The following is a 15,724-nucleotide window of genomic DNA, read 5'->3' as shown; positions in this document are numbered from 1 at the left end:
ACGGGGGCGTGCATTGTACGTGACCGGCCCGCGCGGCCCGGCGCCGCTCAGCGCTCGAACTTGGTCGACAGCACGATGGACGAGGTGGTGCGCTCGACGCCTTCCAGCGCGCCGATGCGGTCGGTCAGCAGGTCCATGTCGCCGACGCTGGGCACCGCCCCGATGGCGATCAGGTCGTGGCTGCCGCTGACCGAGTGCAGCACGCGCAGCTCCGGCATGGCGCGCAGGGCGGCCACCACCGAGGTCATCTGTTTGGGATGCACCGCGATCATGATGTGCGCGCGCAGGTGGCTGCGGTCGTACTCGTCATGGACGCGGACGGTGTAACCGCTGATCACACCCTCGCGTTCCAGCCGCTCGATCCGGCTCTGCACCGTGGTCCGCGAGAGGTTCAGCCGGCGGGCGATCTGGGCGGTGGAGGCGCGTGCGTTCTCACGGAGCACTGAGAGCAGTTGCTGGTCGGCGTCGGTGAGCTTCATGGGGGCGCTTCATTTCGTCGAATCGACGAAATATCCATGAATTTAGCGCAGATCACAACTGTCAAGCGACGAGTTAATCCCGATAATAGAGGTTTGCCCCTCTTTTCCGGAGCTACGCCATGGCCCTGACCGACGCCCTCGCCCCCCTGCGCGCCCACACGGGCCAGCGCCTGACCCACGGCCTGGACGATGCCACCGTCGAACGCCTGGCCAAGGGCCACCCGGACCTCGCCGCCGTCATCGAGGCCGCCGCCGCCGAGCACGCGCGCCTGAAGGACGAGTTCGCCGAACTGTTCGACCTCGATGAGGCCGAGCAGCTGCGCGCCGTGCAGGCCGGCTACGTCAACTTCTATGCCGACGACGCGGTCAATCCGTACATCGCACTGGCCGCGCGTGGTCCCTGGGTGGTCACGCTCAATGGCGCCGTGCTGTACGACGCCGGCGGCTACGGCATGCTGGGCTTCGGCCACACGCCGGCCGCCGTGCTCGATGCGATGGCGCGGCCCCAGGTGATGGCCAACATCATGACCCCCAGCCTGTCGCAGCTGCGCTTCGACCGCGCCCTGCGCAAGGAAATCGGCCACACCCGCGGCGGCTGCCCGTTCGCGAAGTTCCTGTGCCTCAACTCGGGTTCCGAATCGGTCGGCCTGGCCGCACGCATCGCCGACATCAACAGCAAGCTGATGACCGATCCGGACGGCCGCCACGCCGGCCGGACCATTAAGCGCATCGTGGTGAAGGGCAGCTTCCACGGCCGCACCGAGCGCCCGGCGCTGTATTCGGATTCCTCGCGCAAGTCCTACCAGCAGCACCTGGCCAGCTACCGCGGCGAAGATTCGGTCATCGCCATCCCGCCGTACGACGTCGATGCGCTGAAGCAGGCCTTCGCCGATGCGGAGGCCAAGGGCTGGTTCGTCGAAGCCGTGTTCCTGGAACCGGTGATGGGCGAAGGCGATCCGGGCCGTTCGGTGCCGCCCGCGTTCTATGCCGCCGCGCGCGAGCTGACCCGCAGCCATGGCAGCCTGTTCCTGGTCGACTCCATCCAGGCCGGTCTGCGCGCGCATGGCGTGCTGTCCATCGTCGACTACCCGGGCTTCGAAGGCCTGGACGCGCCGGACATGGAAACCTACTCCAAGGCGCTGAACGCCGCGCAGTACCCGCTGTCGGTGCTCGCCGTGAACGAGCGTGCGGCCGGCCTGTACCGCAAGGGCGTGTACGGCAACACCATGACCACCAACCCGCGCGCGTTGGACGTGGCCTGCGCCACCCTGGCCCAGCTGACCCCGCAGGTACGCGACAACATCCGCAAGCGCGGCGTCGAAGCGGTGCAGAAGCTGCAGCAGCTGCAGGCGGAACTCGGCGGCCTGATCACCAACGTGCAGGGCACCGGCCTGCTGTTCTCGTGCGAGCTGTCGCCGGCCTTCAAGTGCTACGGCGCCGGCTCCACCGAGGAATGGCTGCGCCAGCACGGCCTGAACGTCATCCATGGCGGCGCCAACTCGCTGCGTTTCACCCCGCACTTCGCGATGGACGCCGAAGAGCTGGACCTGTTGGTCGGCATGGTGGGCAAGGCGCTGCGCGAAGGTCCGCGCATCAGCCAGGCCGCGGCGGCCTGACATTCCGCCAGTGTTTCAGAAGAAGGCGAGCCTCGGCTCGCCTTTCTCGTTGCAGGAGGGGCGTCTCAGTCGTTCGCCAACTGGCCGAAGCGCTCCAGCGAGGCCTGGATCACCGCCTTCGCTTCCTTTGCATCGCCATAGCCGTTGAGCTGGACCGGATTGCGCCCTTTCGGCAGATCTTTGTAGACACGGAAGAACGCCTCGATGCGATCCCGTTCGATCTGCGGCAGGTCGGCCAGGTCGCGGATGCCGGCATAGGTGGGATCGACCTTGTCGCTGGGCACGCCGATGATCTTCTCGTCGTGCTCGCCGTCGTCGAGCATGCGCAGCACGCCGATCGGTCGGAACCTCACCAGCACGCCCGGATGCAGGGGCTCGCGCGTCAGTACCAGCGCGTCCAGCGGATCGCCGTCGCCGGCGAGCGTGCGCGGCATCGACCCGTAATTGGCCGGATACGCCACCGGCATCGACTGGAACCGGTCGACGAAGACCAGCCCCTCATCGTTGATCTCGTACTTGGTGAAGCTGCCCGCCGGGATTTCCACGGCCAGCAACATCTCTTCCGGCGCCGACTTGGGCTGCTGGGCGAGGAACGGGTGGCGGATATGGGCTTCGCGCGCGGAGGCGCTCGCGCAGAGCAGAAGCAAGGCGACGGCGGCAACGTGCTTCATGGTCGACTCCTGTAGAGGGAAACCGGAGAGCGGAGCTTGCTCCGCTGCTATCGAGTGGATCGGCGATACATAAGGCTGCGCGGAGCCGAGCAAGCTCGGCTCGACGGGAAAGGGGTCATTCCCAGCATCGGTCGGCGCGGCCCTTCAGGGTCTCGGCACGGGTGCAGGTACGTTCTTCGATGCGGCCTTCCGCATGCTCGACAAGCTGCTTGCCGGCCGCACCGCCATCGACAAGGTCGAAGGCATCGTAGAGGCGACCTGTCGCCGTGCGCGCTTCGTAACGCAGGCGCGGACCGTCGAAGCGCAGTATCTGGAACAACTGGGTGTCCTCGGCGACGGGCCGCATGGTCTTGCGTGCTTCCTCGGAGAGCCGGTACTGCTTGGCGCCGGTGACCGACACGACGAACACAGGTGTCGGCGCTTCGTTCTTCCGCCGGCCGTAGACATGGTCGTGGCCCTGCAGCACCAGGTCCACCTTGCGCTTGCGGATCACCGGCAGCAGGTGCTGGCGCAGCAGCACGTTGTCGCGCCCTTCGCGCGGGGAGAAGAACGGCTGATGGGTCAGCACGATGCTCCAACGGTGCGGATTCGACGCCAGTGCCTGGTCCAGCCACGCGGCCTGCGCCTTCGCCGTACCCAGATCGAGCGCGGAGGTGCCATCGATCACGACCACGCGCACGTCCTGGTAGTCGAACCAGTACGTCGTGCGCCTGGCCTGCGCCACGCCATTACCCGGCAGCGCGAACGTCACCGGCCAGTGCGCGCCCAGCACGCGGCGCTCCTGCGGCGTGTCCTCGAACTCCTCGAAGTACTCGTGATTACCCGGCGCCGGCGCCACGACCAGCGAGGTCGGCAACACCTCGTTGGCTTCGAACCACTCGCCCCACTCGGTGTCGTCCTCGCCATCGCCGCCGCTGACCAGGTCGCCGGCAAACAGGGCAAGGCGCGCCTCCGGTGCCGCGCGCATCGCTTCGCGCACCACCCGCGTGGTCAGGCTGACGTTCTTGTTCTGGGTGTCGCCGAAGTACAGCAGCGTGAGCGGCGCAGTCGCCGCGGCCGCCGTGCGGGTGTGATGCCAGGCGCTCCAGGTGCGGTCACCCTGTACGCGCCAGGCGTACAGCGTGTCGGGCTGCAGGCCGTCGACGTCCGCGCGATGGTGGTGGGCTTCGCCGTTCTCGGTCTTCAGCGGCGTACTGGTCGCCTCGATCCGGCGCGGCTCGCCCATGTCGGGCGAGTCGCCGGCGACGACGATCTCCAGCTGCGGCGCACTGACGCGCGTGTCGGTGCGCCAGGCCACCGAGAAGCCCGTGGACGCATCCTGCGCGGGCGAGGCCACGATACGGTCTGGAAAGCCGCTCGGCGTGTAACGCACCACGCCCTTGGGCACGCGCGTGTTCGGTTCGGGCCGGCGCGCTTCCTGCGCCAGGGTCGTCGCGCAGAGGCCCAGCAACAACGCGGACAGCACCCACCTCATTCCTGCATCCCCTGCACGCTTCATTCCGCACGGCACTCCGGCAATGACAGCGCCTTCGCTATATCGCGCCAATCGAACGCCGCCACCGCCTGGTCATCGTCCACGGCATAGAACGCGCCCTGCGGGAAGCGCGCATCGGCGCTCTGGTCCAGCCATACGCCATCGGTGTTCGCGGTCCTGTTGCCCGCGAACGCGCCCTTGTATACCAGTGTGGTGCGGTCGAACACATGGAACACGCTACGGTCCTTGAACTGGTCGGTCGCGACCCAGTAGCCGGTGCCGTCCGCGCACTGCGCCAGCGCCATGCCCTCGGCCTGCGCCTTGAACAGGTCCGCACCGATGTCGCGGCCGCGATAGGTGCCATCCAGGCCGTACTCGCGCAGGCGCGTGCCGACGGCGACGTCCTCCTCCGCAAGCAACAGACGGTCGTTCGCGGCATCGCCGAACACCGACTCCGCGATGCGGATCGCGCCGGCTTCGCCGGTGTCGCCAAAAGTGTCGGCAAGCGTGGCCTTCCAGCCGCCCTCGGCGCGCTGCAGGTGATACCGCTTGAAGCGCTGGCCCAGCTCGGCCAGCGGCGGCGGCAGGTCCTCGTTCTGCGGCGACATGTAGTTGTCGCTGACGATCACCTCGTAGGCGTCCTTCTGCGGACGGACCCACAGGCCGTACGGCTGTTTCAGCTCGTCCGCGCCGAACGCCAGCAGCGGCTTGAAGTCCGGCAACTGGAACACCTGCACGCGCCGATTGTCGCGCTCGACCACCAACACCAGATCGTCGATCACCGCGATCCCGTTCGGCCGCTGCATCTGCCCGAGCTCGCTGCCCGGGCCGGACACGGTGCGCAGTTGCTTGCCCGTGCTGCCGTCGTAGACGACCAGGCGGTGCGTGTCCTTGGCGGTGGCGATCAGCCAGCGCGTCCCATCGCGCGCGCGCCAACTCGCGGGCGAATCGACGTTCTCCGCCGGCGTCGCGGGGGTGATGAAGGCTTCAGGCACCACGACGTGGGCGATCTTCGCCTCGCTCAGCAGCGGATCCTTCTCGACGTTCTCGTCGGGCTCTTTCTCGCGCGCAGGCGCCTGTGCCACCGGGTCGGCCGCAACCGGCGCATCGGGCTTGCCGCCGCAGGCGGCCAGCAGGAGAGGGATGGCAAGCAGGACGAGACGTGGTTTCACCGGGTTCCCCATGACATGTAGGCGTCAACAAACTGCCATGTTCTACGCAGGCGTGATGACATTTTCGTGTCAGCGCACTGCACGCAATTACCTGTCATCGCGCGGGAACCTGCCTGTCATGTGGCCGCCATGTGACGTGCTTACAAAGTGCCGTTTATTTTCGTCACGGGGACGACACACATGAAACGCAATGCCTTGGCCGCCTCGCTCGCGCAGGCGCTGTTCTGCGCTGCCCTGCTTCCGGCCAGCCTCGCTGCCTCCGCCCAGAACCAGGCGCCGGACGCGGGCACCGCAGGCGATCCCAAGCAACTGGACACGGTGGTGGTGCAGGCCGAGATCGCCTACCGCGACCGCACCGACGACATCGCGCCGACCCTGGTCTACGACCTGGAGTATTTCCAGCGCTTCGAGCCCAACACCGTGGGCGACATGCTCAAGCGCGTGCCGGGCGTGGGCTTCGTCGGCTCGGACATCATGGAATACGACGGCGTGCAGCTGCGCGGCCTGGGCGGTGGCTATACGCAGGTGCTGATCAACGGCAAGAAAGTGCCGGGCGCCGGCGACGACCGCTCGTTCTATGTCGACCGCATCCCCGCGGAGATGGTGGACCACATCGAGATCAAGCGCAGCGCCAGCGCTAACCGCAGCGGCGATGCGATGGCCGGCGCGATCAACATCGTGCTGCGCGATGCCTACGAGTTCACCGGCAGCTACATCCGCGTCGGCGTGAACCGCTGGGACGATGGCGAGATCAACCCGACCTTCGGCGCCGTGACCTCGTTCGAAGCGCTCGGCGGGCGCCTGCTGGCCGGCGTGAACGTGCAGGACCGCTACCGCGCCAAGACCAAGCGCTCGGACCGCTTCACCGACAGTACGCGTGAAGAGAAGGTCAGCTGGGAAGACCAGACCGAGGTCAAGGACGGGCGCGACTACTCGGCCAACCTGTCCTATACCGCGGACGTGGGCGACACCGGACGCTTCAGCATCGACGGCTTCTACGTGAAGACCGATCGCGATGTCACCGAGGTGTCGTTCGAAGAGGAACTGGACGACGACGAGACCGTCAACATCCGCGTGCCGGGCCGCGACCCGTACGACCAGAAGAACTACGGCATCGGCGCGGAGTACACGTTCGACATGGCCGGCGGCAGGACCGCCGTGAGTGTGGACTATGCCCGCTTCGAGAACTCGCAGGCCACAACGGAAGGCGAGCAGGTTTACGTGAGCGGTGCGGAGAACTGGGACGACACCTGGAGCATCCCGGCGGACGCGGAGTGGGACGAAACCGTCTATGAAGCCGAATCCGTCACCGCCAAGGACGCCGAAACCGGCTTCCGGCTGACCCATGCGCGCCCGCTGGGCGGCGCCGAACTGGAGTTCGGCGTGGACTACCGCACCAAGAAGCGTGAAGGCCTGCTCGTCACGTACGAGTGGGAGGCCGAGGAGGAAGGCCAGACCCCGGCGCTCCTGGCGGACTACGACCTGGACGGCAGCGTGGCTTCCGTGATCGAGGAAAAGCGCCTGGACCCGTACATCATGCTCAGCGGCAAGGGTGACGCTTTCTCGTGGGAAGCCGGTCTGCGTTACGAGACCACCAAGTCGGAGGTCGAGTATCTCGAGGATGACGAAAGCGAAGGCCGCGTCAGCAAGGACTACAACGAACTGCTGCCGTCGGTGAACCTACGCTGGAACCTGGGCGATGCCGACCGCATCAGCCTGTCGCTGGCCAAGACCATCAAGCGCCCGAACTTCAACGAACTACTGCCGGCCCTGCTGGACGGCGAGTTCGGCGACAACGACTACATCGGCAACCCGGAACTGGATCCGGAGACCGCCAATGGCCTGGACCTCGGCTTCGAGCATCGCCTCGGGCGCAAGGGCGTGGTCGGCGTGAACTTCTTCTACCGCGACGTGAAGGACCTGATCGAGATCATCAATACCGGTGTGCCCAGCGAAGAGATGCAGGACACCTGGGAAGAGATGATCGAGGACGGCGACGCCGTCGACCTGGCCGATGCGATGGCGCAGGAGCCGGCGTCGAGCTGGCTGTACACGTCCTCCAACGTCGGCGACGGCAAGGTTTACGGCTTCGAGTTCGACGTGTCCACGCCGCTGTCGGCCATCGGCCTTGAGAACACCGGCATCTTCGCCAACTACTCGTGGGTCAAGTCCAAGGTGGACGACTTCCTGGGCGAGCGCCGCTTCAACGACCAGGCCAAGTCGGTCTACAACATCGGCTTCATCCACGATCTGCCGACCCTGGGCGCCAGCTTCGGCGCGACCTACCGCAAGCAGGGCGACGCCTACACGCGCCTGCTGGGTGAAGAAGTGCTCATCCGTTACGGCGGCGAACTGGACGTCTTCGTCGAGAAGCGCTTCGGCACGAATGTCTCCGTGCGCCTGAGTGCCAACAACCTGCTGGATGCCAGCAAGGACGAGTTCTTCGACAAGTTCGACACCCTGCAGGACCAGATCGACCGCGACTACGACGAGTACGAGCTGGAAACCGAGGAAGCCGGCCCGAGCTATCAACTGGTCATGCGCTGGGCGTTCTGATCCGGATCTGCAGCATCTCCATGCTCCAGGCAGCAAGCCGGCGCATGCCGGCTTTCTGCTTTGTGGGGCAGCCGTGTTTGATGCAGACTTCCCGCATCGCCAGCCGCCCTGCCCTCGCCATGAAGACCGTCGAAGTCCGCCACCCCCTCGTCCAGCACAAGATCGGCCTGCTGCGGAACACCGGCCTCAACACCAAGGATTTTCGCGAACTGGTGACCGAACTGGGCACGCTGCTGGCCTACGAGGCGACGGCCGACCTGGAGCTGACCACCGAAACCATGGCGGGCTGGGCGGGTCCGGTGCAGGTGAAGAAGATCGCCGGCGCCAAGATCACCCTGGTGCCCATCCTGCGCGCCGGCCTGGGCATGCTGCCCGGCGTGCTGGCACTCATCCCCACCGCACGCGTCAGCGTGGTGGGCCTGCAGCGCGACGAGGAAACCCTGCAGCCCGTGCCCTACTTCGAAAAGCTGACCGGGCGGCTGGAGGAACGCGATGCGCTGATCCTGGACCCGATGTTGGCCACCGGCGGCACCCTGATCGCGACCATCGACATGCTCAAGCGCGCGGGGGCGAAACGGATCAAGGGCATTTTCCTGGTCGCCGCTCCCGAGGGCCTGAAGGCGCTGGAAGCCGTGCATCCCGATGTCGAGGTCTACACCGCGGCCATCGACGAACGCCTCAACGACAAGGGTTACATCCTGCCGGGGCTCGGCGATGCGGGGGATCGCATCTTCGGTACGCGGATCGTCTGAAACTTCATCGGTCGTAGCGACGTTTCTTGTTGTGGGAGCGACGTAAGTCGCGAAGATATCGCTCCGTCGCGACTCGCGTCGCTCCCGCGGCTTCGGACGTCACGCCGCCAGGGATCGAGCGTGCAGTTCCGCTACCTCATGGGCGACGCCGAACCTGCCCTTCTCGTCGCGGGTGACCTGCGCCAGTGCGCACCCCGGGTCGTGGGTGAAGAACAGATGGACGTTGCGGACGAGCTTGTCTTCCAGGAAGGCGCGTTTCTCGTCGATCAGCAGTTCGGCATTGCGGTCGTAGCCCATGGTGATGGGCACGTGCACCCAGGAGCGGCCGGGGATCAGGTCGGCGCAGAACACCACGCCGCCGTGCGGCTGGCCGTCGATGCGTTCGGCGCCGACGATTTCGGCCAGCATCAGCCCCGGCGTATGGCCATCGCTGAAGCTGAAACGGACCGCGTCGCCCAGCGCGTGCGAGTGCTCGCCCGACACGAGCTCCAGCCGTCCACTGGCTTCCAGCAGCGGCTGAAGTTCCGGGATGAAACTGGCGCGGTCGCGCGGGTGCGGCTTCAGCGCACGCTGCCAATGCTCGGCGCCGACGATGAAAGTCGCGTTCGGGAACAGCAGCTCCGGCGCACGGCCATCCTGCCACGGTGCCAGCAGGCCGCCGGCGTGGTCGAAGTGGAGGTGGCTGAGCACCACCACGTCGATGTCCTCATGGGTGAAGCCGGCCTCGCGCAGCGAATTCAGCAGTACGTGGCGGTCTTCCTGCACGCCGAAGCGTGCGCGCAGCTTCGGCTCGAAGAACGCGCCGATGCCGGTCTCGAACAGCACCGTCTTGCCGTTGAGCGGCTGCGCCAGCAGCGCGCGGCAGGCCAGCTCGATGCGGTTCTCCGCATCGGGCGGCGACCATTTTTCCCACATGGCGCGCGGCGCGTTGCCGAACATCGCGCCGCCATCGAGTTTCTGGGAATTGCCCAGCAGCGACCAGAGTTTCATGGCCCGGATTCTACGCCTCTCAGCGCGACGGGGCCGACTCGACGACCTTGGCGGCGCCGACCGGATTGCGCGGGTCGCTGCCACCCATCAGGGTGTTGGTGGTCTTGTCCCATTCCACCGTCTGCAGGTTTCCCCAGACATGGCTGGAACCGCGACCGCCCTGTGCGGCGTTGCCCGGCACCTTGAACCTGTGGCCCATCGCCTCCAGCGTCTGCTGCGTACCGGGGCTGAGTGCGTCGGTCTCCATCTCGATCAGGTCCGGCATCCACTGGTGGTGGAAGCGCGGCAGCGCGGCGACCGCCTGCGGCTCCAGCCCCGCGTCGTAGCCCAGGATGCCCAGCAGCACCATGGTGATGATGCGGCTGCCACCCGGCGTCCCCAGCACGGCGACCTTCTGCGGCGACTCCAGGAAGGTCGGTGTCATCGAGCTGAGCATGCGCTTGCCGGGCTTGGGCGCATTGGCGTCGTAGCCCATCACGCCGAAGGCGTTCGGCGTGCCGGGCTTCAGCGCGAAGTCGTCCATCTCGTTGTTCAGCAGCACGCCCGTGCCCGGCGGGATCAGGCCCGAGCCGTACAGCAGATTGACGGTCTGGGTACCGGCGACGCGGTTGCCCTCGGCGTCGATGATGGAGAAGTGGGTGGTTTCCTCATCCTCCAGCGGCGTCTGCTGGCCCGACAGCTGGTCGCTGGGCGTCGCCCTCTGCGGGTTGATCGTCGCGCGCAGGCCGGCCGCGTAGTACGGGCTGGTCAGCGTCTTCATCGGGATCTGCACGAAGTCCGGATCGCCCAGATAGAACGTGCGATCGCGGAAGGCGCGACGCATCGACTCGACGATCAGGTGCGTGCGCTGCGCCTCGTCGAGCTTCGACAGGTCGTAGGCGTCCAGGATCTGCAGCATCTGCGTCAGCGCCACGCCGCCGGACGACGGCGGCGGCGCGGTGGTCACCTTCCAGTCGTTGTACTGGAACGTCAGCGGCGCACGCTCGCGTACCGTATAGCCGGCCAGTTCCTTCGCCGTCCACTGCCCGCCTTCGGCCTTCACGCCGGCCAGCAGGCGCTTCGCGGTTTCGCCCTTGTAGAAACCGTCGAAACCCTGTGCAGCCAGGCGTTCCAGGGTGCGCGCCAGGTCCGGCTGCCTGAAGAGGTCGCCTTCCTTGATCGGCTGTCCGTTCACGAGGAAGACCGCGCGCGTGCCCTTGTACCGTTCCATCACTTCGCGGCGCGCCTGGTAGCCACGCGCCATGCGTGCATAGACGGAGAAGCCTTCGCGGGCCGCGCGTATCGCGGGCGCGAGCGAAGTCGCCAAGGGCAACCGGCCGTATTTTTCAGCCAGATGGACGAAGGCGGCCGGCAGGCCAGGAATGCCGGCGGCCCAGGGACCGTTTTCTGCGCGGTCGCGGTCGAATTCGCCGTTCGGCAGCAGGTACTTGTCCGGCGTCGCAGCCGCGGGCGCGGTTTCGCGCGCATCGATGAAGACGTCCTTGCCGGTCTTGCCGTCGTGCAGCAGGAAGAATCCGCCGCCACCCAGGCCCGAACTGATCGGCTCTACCACCGACAGCGTGGACGACACCGCGATGGCCGCGTCGAAGGCGTTGCCGCCCTGCGCGATGACATCCAGCCCCGCCTGCGTGGCGAGGGTGTGCGCGCTGGCGATGGCGACGCCGGGCGGATGCGCCGGGGCGGACGGACGGACGGCGTCGGCCGCCGGTGCGGCGGGCACGAACGCGACGAGCAACAGCAGGGCGAACAGATGGCGCTGGATCACGATGTCTCCTGGACGATAACCGGCACGGAACACCGCCAGCGGAGCGGATCAGCCGGCCTGCAGCCGCAGCATCTTCGCCAGCAGTGCTTCGTGGGTCTCAGGATACGCCGGATCGGGATCGATGCACTCCACCGGGCACACGACGACACATTGCGGTTCGTCATGATGACCGACGCATTCGGTGCAGCGCGCCGGATCGATCACGTAGATCGTCTCGCCCATCGAGATGGCCTGGTTGGGACAGGCCGGCTCGCAGACATCGCAGTTGACGCAGAGCTCGTTGATCTTGAGGGACATAGGGATTGCCGTCATCCCGGCGCAAGCCGGGACCCAGTGACTTTCATCCGGTATTCGTCGGCAGCGTTCATTCCGATGCCCCGTCGCTGCAGGATGGTTGTAGGGCCCGACTGAAAGTCACTGGATCCCCGCCTGCGCGGGGATGACCTTCCGGCAAAGGCGTGGCCGCCATGCGGCGGCCACGCGCCGGAAGGTCACTTGGCTTCGACGAACACGTACTCGGCGCCGCTAGGGGCCACCGCGGTCTTCACGCGCTCGCTGTCCTCGGCCTTGCCGATGAACAGGATGCGCACACCCTTGAAGGTGTCGGCTTCCACGCCGGCGAACGCGGCCACGGCCAGGTCCGCGATCTTGACGCTGGACGGCGAACCGAACGCGATCAGGTTGCCGCTGGTCACGCCACGCGCCACCGCGCCCTTGGCCTGCTCCAGCTGGCGGCCGTACTTGGCTTCGAACTCCGGATCGGTCTCGGCCGGCAGGTAGTAGACGTACGGGGTGTTGGTGATCGTGCCCATGTTGGCGTCGACCACCTTGCTCAGGTATTCCTTCCACGGGCCGTCTTCGGTCGTGGTCGGCGCCACCAGGGCGACTTCGGCCGGCTCGGCCGGGGCTTCGTCCTGCTTCTTGCACGCCGCGAACGGCAGCACGAGGCAGGCGGTCAGCAGCATGCGGGTTGCGATGTTCTTCATGGGTGTTCCCCCTCCTGTTGGATCTGTTGTCGGAATGCGGGCGCTCAGGCGCCCTTTTGTGACTGCCATTGTGCCTTGAGCGCGGCGACCACCGCCGGCGGCACGAAACCGGACACGTCGCCGCCCAGGCGCGCGATCTCGCGCACCAGCGACGAGGAAATGAAGCCGTACTGCTCGGCGGGCGTGAGGAACAGCGTTTCCACCTCGGGAATCAGGTGGCGGTTCATGCTGGCCAGCTGGAACTCGTACTCGAAGTCGGACACGGCGCGCAGGCCGCGCAGCAGCACGCCGCCGCCGACCTCCTTCACGAAATGGGCCAGCAGCCCGTCGAAGCCGCGCACCTCCACGTGGGGGTGCCGGGCCACCGCGTCGCGGGCCAGCGCCACGCGCTGGGCCAGCGGCAGCGCCGGGCCCTTGCCCGGGCTTTCGGCCACGCCGATGATCACCCGCTCGAACAGCGGTGCGGCGCGGTCGATCAGGTCGATATGCCCGTTGGTGATGGGGTCGAACGTGCCGGGATACACCGCCGTCCGGTTGCGTGCCACAGTCATTCAGTCGTCGCCGGCGAATCGTCGTGGCGCAGTGTACCAGCGCCCTGCGGGGCCGGGGCGCGGTACAGGGCGTAACGCACGTCGCGCGTCTGGCCCTGGCGATGCAGGGCCCAGCCCGGCGGCACGGGTGGCACCGTCCCGGCCGGCGACTCCACGTAGACCCACGCACCCGTCGCCAGGCGCGGCTGCAGCGACGCCAGCGCCGGTTCCCACAGTCCGTCGGCGAACGGCGGGTCCAGGAAGACCAGATCGAAGGTCGCCTGCTGTCCTGCCAGCCACGTCAGCGCGTCCTGCGCCACCACCGTCGCCTGGGCGCCCAGGCGCATGCACGCGTCGCGCAGCGCGGCCGCCAGGCCGGGGTCGCGCTCCACCAGGGTGGCGTGTACGGCTCCCCGGGACAGGGCCTCCAGCCCCAGTGCACCGGTCCCGGCGAACAGGTCCAGTACCCGCGCGCCCGGCAGCACCGGCATCAGCCAGTTGAACAGGGTCTCGCGCACGCGGTCGCTGCTGGGGCGCAGGCCGGGACGGTCCGGCACCGCCAGCTTCGTGCCCCGCCAGCGGCCACCGATGATCCGCACCTGGCCGCTTCCGCGCGGCGCGGATGCAGGGGCTGGAGGGGAGCGGCGGGGGCTGCGGGCCATCGGCAAGACGGTGATGGGAGGTCCCGCATGATACGTCCCCCGCGCGGGTCGCACGGTTGAGAAAGCCGGGCCCGGCCCATACACCGGAACCCATCGGCCGCAGCCTGCGGCCCGCAACCGATCCACGGAGCACGACCACGATGACCACCGAAACCCGCAAGGAAACACTGGGCTTCCAGGCCGAAGTGAAGCAGCTGCTGCAGCTGATGATCCACTCGCTGTACTCGAACAAGGAGATCTTCCTGCGCGAGCTGGTCTCCAACGCCGCCGACGCCGCCGACAAGCTGCGGTTCGAAGCGCTGAAGGACCCGAAGCTGCTGGAGGAAGACCCCAGCCTGCGCATCCGCATCGGCTTCGACGCCGACGCGCGCACGGTCACCATCGACGACAACGGCATCGGCATGAGCCGCGACGAGGCCGTCGCGCACTTGGGCACCATCGCCAAGTCCGGCACCGGCGAGTTCCTGCGCGCCCTCAGCGGCGACCAGAAGAAGGACGCCAACCTGATCGGCCAGTTCGGCGTGGGCTTCTACAGCGCCTTCATCGTGGCCGACCGCGTGGATGTGTTCAGCCGTCGCGCCGGCCTGCCCGCCAGCGAGGGCGTGCACTGGTCCAGCGCGGGCGAAGGCGACTTCGAGGTGGCCACGGTCGACAAGCCCGAGCGCGGCACGCGCATCGTGCTGCACCTGAAGGAGGGCGAGGAAAGCTTCGCCGACGGCTGGAAGCTGCGCGGCATCATCAAGAAGTACTCCGACCACGTCGGCCTGCCCATCGAGATGCCGAAGGAGTACCACGGCGAGGACAAGCCCGCCGCGCCCGAATGGGAGGCCGTCAACAAGGCCAGCGCGCTGTGGACGCGACCCAAGGCGGAGATCAAGGACGAGGAGTACACCGAGTTCTACAAGCACATCGCCCACGACTTCACCGACCCGGTGGCGTGGAGCCACAACAAGGTCGAAGGCAAGCTGGAGTACACCTCGCTGCTGTACGTGCCCGGCCGCGCGCCGTTCGACCTGTACCACCGCGACGGCGCCAAGGGCCTGAAGCTGTACGTGCAACGCGTCTTCATCATGGACCAGGCCGAACAGTTCCTGCCGCTGTACCTGCGCTTCCTGCGCGGCGTGGTGGACTCGTCCGACCTTTCGCTCAACGTCTCCCGCGAGATCCTTCAGTCGGGCCCGGTGGTCGATTCGATGCGCTCGGCACTGACCAAGCGCGCGCTCGACATGCTGGAGAAGCTGAGCAAGGACAAGCCGGAGGACTACAAGGCGTTCTGGAAGCATTTCGGCCAGGTGCTGAAGGAAGGCCCGGCCGAGGACTACGGCAACCGCGAGAAGATCGCCGGTCTGCTGCGCTTCGCCTCCACCCACGACGCCTCCGGCGAACCCAGCGTGGCGCTGGCCGATTACGTGGCGCGCATGAAAGAGGGCCAGGACCGGATCTACTACCTTACCGGCGATGCGTACGCGCAGGTGAAGGACAGCCCGCACCTTGAGATCTTCCGCAAGAAGGGCATCGAGGTGCTGCTGCTCACCGACCGCGTCGACGAGTGGATGATGGGCTACCTGAGCGAGTTCGACGGCAAGTCCTTCGCCGACGTCGCCCGCGGCGACCTGGACCTGGGCGCGCTGGACAGCGAGGACGAGAAGAAGGCCCACGAGGAAACCGCCAAGGCCAAGGAAGCGCTGGTGGAACGCCTGAAGACGGTGCTGGGCCTGGACGTGGCGGATGTGCGCGTCTCCCACCGCCTGACCGATTCGCCCGCGATCCTGGCCATGGGCCAGGGCGACCTGGGCGTGCAGATGCGCCAGTTGCTGGAGGCCAGCGGCCAGCAGGTGCCGGAGAGCAAGCCGGTGTTCGAGTTCAACCCCGACCACCCGCTGATCGCCCGACTGGACGCCGAGGGCGACGCGAACCGCTTCAACAGCCTGACCCGGGTGCTGTTCGACCAGGCCGCGCTCGCCGCAGGCGAGAGCCTCAAGGACCCGGCCGGCTACGTGAAGCGACTCAATGCGCTGCTGCTGGAATTGTCGGCCTAGTCAGCCAGCTGAGCAGCCGCATCCCCTCTCCC

14 protein-coding genes are annotated in these 15,724 nt (G+C 67.2%); 4 read left to right on the top strand and 10 right to left on the bottom strand.

Annotated elements, in window-relative coordinates:
* Nucleotides 1-47: 47 nt before the first annotated feature.
* The gene (locus V8246_RS09990; protein ID WP_162110149.1) at nt 48-479 is read right to left on the bottom strand and encodes an Lrp/AsnC family transcriptional regulator; all 432 of its coding nucleotides are present in this window, start codon (nt 477-479) and stop codon (nt 48-50) included.
* A gap of 119 nt (nt 480-598) precedes the next feature.
* On the opposite strand from V8246_RS09990, the gene V8246_RS09985 reads away from it, so the two are divergent.
* On the top strand, nt 599-2,095 hold the full coding sequence (locus tag V8246_RS09985) for an aminotransferase class III-fold pyridoxal phosphate-dependent enzyme (protein ID WP_336188959.1): 1,497 nt from the start codon (nt 599-601) through the stop codon (nt 2,093-2,095).
* A gap of 65 nt (nt 2,096-2,160) precedes the next feature.
* Here V8246_RS09985 and V8246_RS09980 read toward each other — a convergent pair whose 3' ends face one another.
* From V8246_RS09980 to V8246_RS09970, 3 genes are all read right to left on the bottom strand, one after another.
* Entirely contained in the window at nt 2,161-2,766 is a 606-nt protein-coding gene (locus V8246_RS09980) for an inorganic diphosphatase (RefSeq protein ID WP_336188958.1), read from the bottom strand.
* Nucleotides 2,767-2,881: 115 nt separating this feature from the next.
* A complete protein-coding gene (locus V8246_RS09975) occupies nt 2,882-4,240 on the bottom strand; it encodes a metallophosphoesterase family protein (RefSeq protein WP_336188957.1) in 1,359 nt (452 codons plus the stop codon).
* Nucleotides 4,241-4,260: 20 nt separating this feature from the next.
* Nucleotides 4,261-5,376, bottom strand: coding sequence for a phytase (locus V8246_RS09970; protein ID WP_336189090.1), 1,116 nt, complete (start codon nt 5,374-5,376; stop codon nt 4,261-4,263).
* 216 nt (nt 5,377-5,592) lie between these two features.
* On the opposite strand from V8246_RS09970, the gene V8246_RS09965 reads away from it, so the two are divergent.
* Nucleotides 5,593-7,968, top strand: a complete 2,376-nt coding sequence (locus V8246_RS09965) for a TonB-dependent receptor (RefSeq protein ID WP_336188956.1) — start codon at nt 5,593-5,595, stop codon at nt 7,966-7,968.
* A gap of 119 nt (nt 7,969-8,087) precedes the next feature.
* Complete coding sequence (gene upp / locus V8246_RS09960) at nt 8,088-8,720, top strand: uracil phosphoribosyltransferase (protein WP_336189089.1); 633 nt, start codon at nt 8,088-8,090, stop codon at nt 8,718-8,720.
* A gap of 99 nt (nt 8,721-8,819) precedes the next feature.
* Here upp and V8246_RS09955 read toward each other — a convergent pair whose 3' ends face one another.
* The 6 genes from V8246_RS09955 to rsmD form a co-directional block, all read right to left on the bottom strand.
* Entirely contained in the window at nt 8,820-9,710 is an 891-nt protein-coding gene (locus tag V8246_RS09955) for an MBL fold metallo-hydrolase (RefSeq protein WP_336188955.1), read from the bottom strand.
* A gap of 19 nt (nt 9,711-9,729) precedes the next feature.
* Nucleotides 9,730-11,475, bottom strand: a complete 1,746-nt coding sequence (gene ggt, locus V8246_RS09950) for a gamma-glutamyltransferase (RefSeq protein ID WP_336188954.1) — start codon at nt 11,473-11,475, stop codon at nt 9,730-9,732.
* A gap of 48 nt (nt 11,476-11,523) precedes the next feature.
* Nucleotides 11,524-11,772, bottom strand: coding sequence for a YfhL family 4Fe-4S dicluster ferredoxin (locus V8246_RS09945; protein ID WP_055940809.1), 249 nt, complete (start codon nt 11,770-11,772; stop codon nt 11,524-11,526).
* 194 nt (nt 11,773-11,966) lie between these two features.
* A complete protein-coding gene (locus V8246_RS09940; RefSeq protein ID WP_185896749.1) occupies nt 11,967-12,461 on the bottom strand; it encodes a hypothetical protein in 495 nt (164 codons plus the stop codon).
* Between the two features lie 44 nt (nt 12,462-12,505).
* Nucleotides 12,506-13,012 carry a pantetheine-phosphate adenylyltransferase gene (gene coaD / locus V8246_RS09935; protein WP_185896750.1) on the bottom strand — a complete coding sequence of 169 codons (507 nt, stop codon included), beginning with the start codon at nt 13,010-13,012 and terminating at the stop codon, nt 12,506-12,508.
* Nucleotides 13,009-13,653: a 16S rRNA (guanine(966)-N(2))-methyltransferase RsmD gene (gene rsmD, locus V8246_RS09930; RefSeq protein WP_336188953.1), complete on the bottom strand. Its 645-nt coding sequence runs from the start codon at nt 13,651-13,653 to the stop codon at nt 13,009-13,011. The genes coaD and rsmD overlap by 4 nt, the downstream gene beginning before the upstream one ends.
* Nucleotides 13,654-13,793: 140 nt before the next feature.
* Here rsmD and htpG point away from each other — a divergent pair, with 140 nt between their 5' ends.
* Nucleotides 13,794-15,692, top strand: a complete 1,899-nt coding sequence (gene htpG / locus V8246_RS09925; protein ID WP_336188952.1) for a molecular chaperone HtpG — start codon at nt 13,794-13,796, stop codon at nt 15,690-15,692.
* Nucleotides 15,693-15,724 lie beyond the last annotated feature (32 nt).

Source organism: Pseudoxanthomonas sp. F11 (genome assembly GCF_037046485.1).
Taxonomy (GTDB): Bacteria; Pseudomonadota; Gammaproteobacteria; order Xanthomonadales; family Xanthomonadaceae; genus Pseudoxanthomonas_A.
Note: the sequence above shows the minus strand (reverse complement) of the source record. Positions and strands in the feature narration are given on the sequence as shown.

Coding starts and splice junctions, on each gene's coding strand:
- V8246_RS09990 (WP_162110149.1), bottom strand. CDS start 479: ATGAAGCTCACCGACGCCGACCAGCAACTGCTCTCAGTGCTCCGTGAG.
- V8246_RS09985 (WP_336188959.1), top strand. CDS start 599: ATGGCCCTGACCGACGCCCTCGCCCCCCTGCGCGCCCACACGGGCCAG.
- V8246_RS09980 (WP_336188958.1), bottom strand. CDS start 2,766: ATGAAGCACGTTGCCGCCGTCGCCTTGCTTCTGCTCTGCGCGAGCGCC.
- V8246_RS09975 (WP_336188957.1), bottom strand. CDS start 4,240: ATGAGGTGGGTGCTGTCCGCGTTGTTGCTGGGCCTCTGCGCGACGACC.
- V8246_RS09965 (WP_336188956.1), top strand. CDS start 5,593: ATGAAACGCAATGCCTTGGCCGCCTCGCTCGCGCAGGCGCTGTTCTGC.
- upp (WP_336189089.1), top strand. CDS start 8,088: ATGAAGACCGTCGAAGTCCGCCACCCCCTCGTCCAGCACAAGATCGGC.
- V8246_RS09955 (WP_336188955.1), bottom strand. CDS start 9,710: ATGAAACTCTGGTCGCTGCTGGGCAATTCCCAGAAACTCGATGGCGGC.
- V8246_RS09945 (WP_055940809.1), bottom strand. CDS start 11,772: ATGTCCCTCAAGATCAACGAGCTCTGCGTCAACTGCGATGTCTGCGAG.
- V8246_RS09940 (WP_185896749.1), bottom strand. CDS start 12,461: ATGAAGAACATCGCAACCCGCATGCTGCTGACCGCCTGCCTCGTGCTG.
- coaD (WP_185896750.1), bottom strand. CDS start 13,012: ATGACTGTGGCACGCAACCGGACGGCGGTGTATCCCGGCACGTTCGAC.
- rsmD (WP_336188953.1), bottom strand. CDS start 13,653: ATGGCCCGCAGCCCCCGCCGCTCCCCTCCAGCCCCTGCATCCGCGCCG.
- htpG (WP_336188952.1), top strand. CDS start 13,794: ATGACCACCGAAACCCGCAAGGAAACACTGGGCTTCCAGGCCGAAGTG.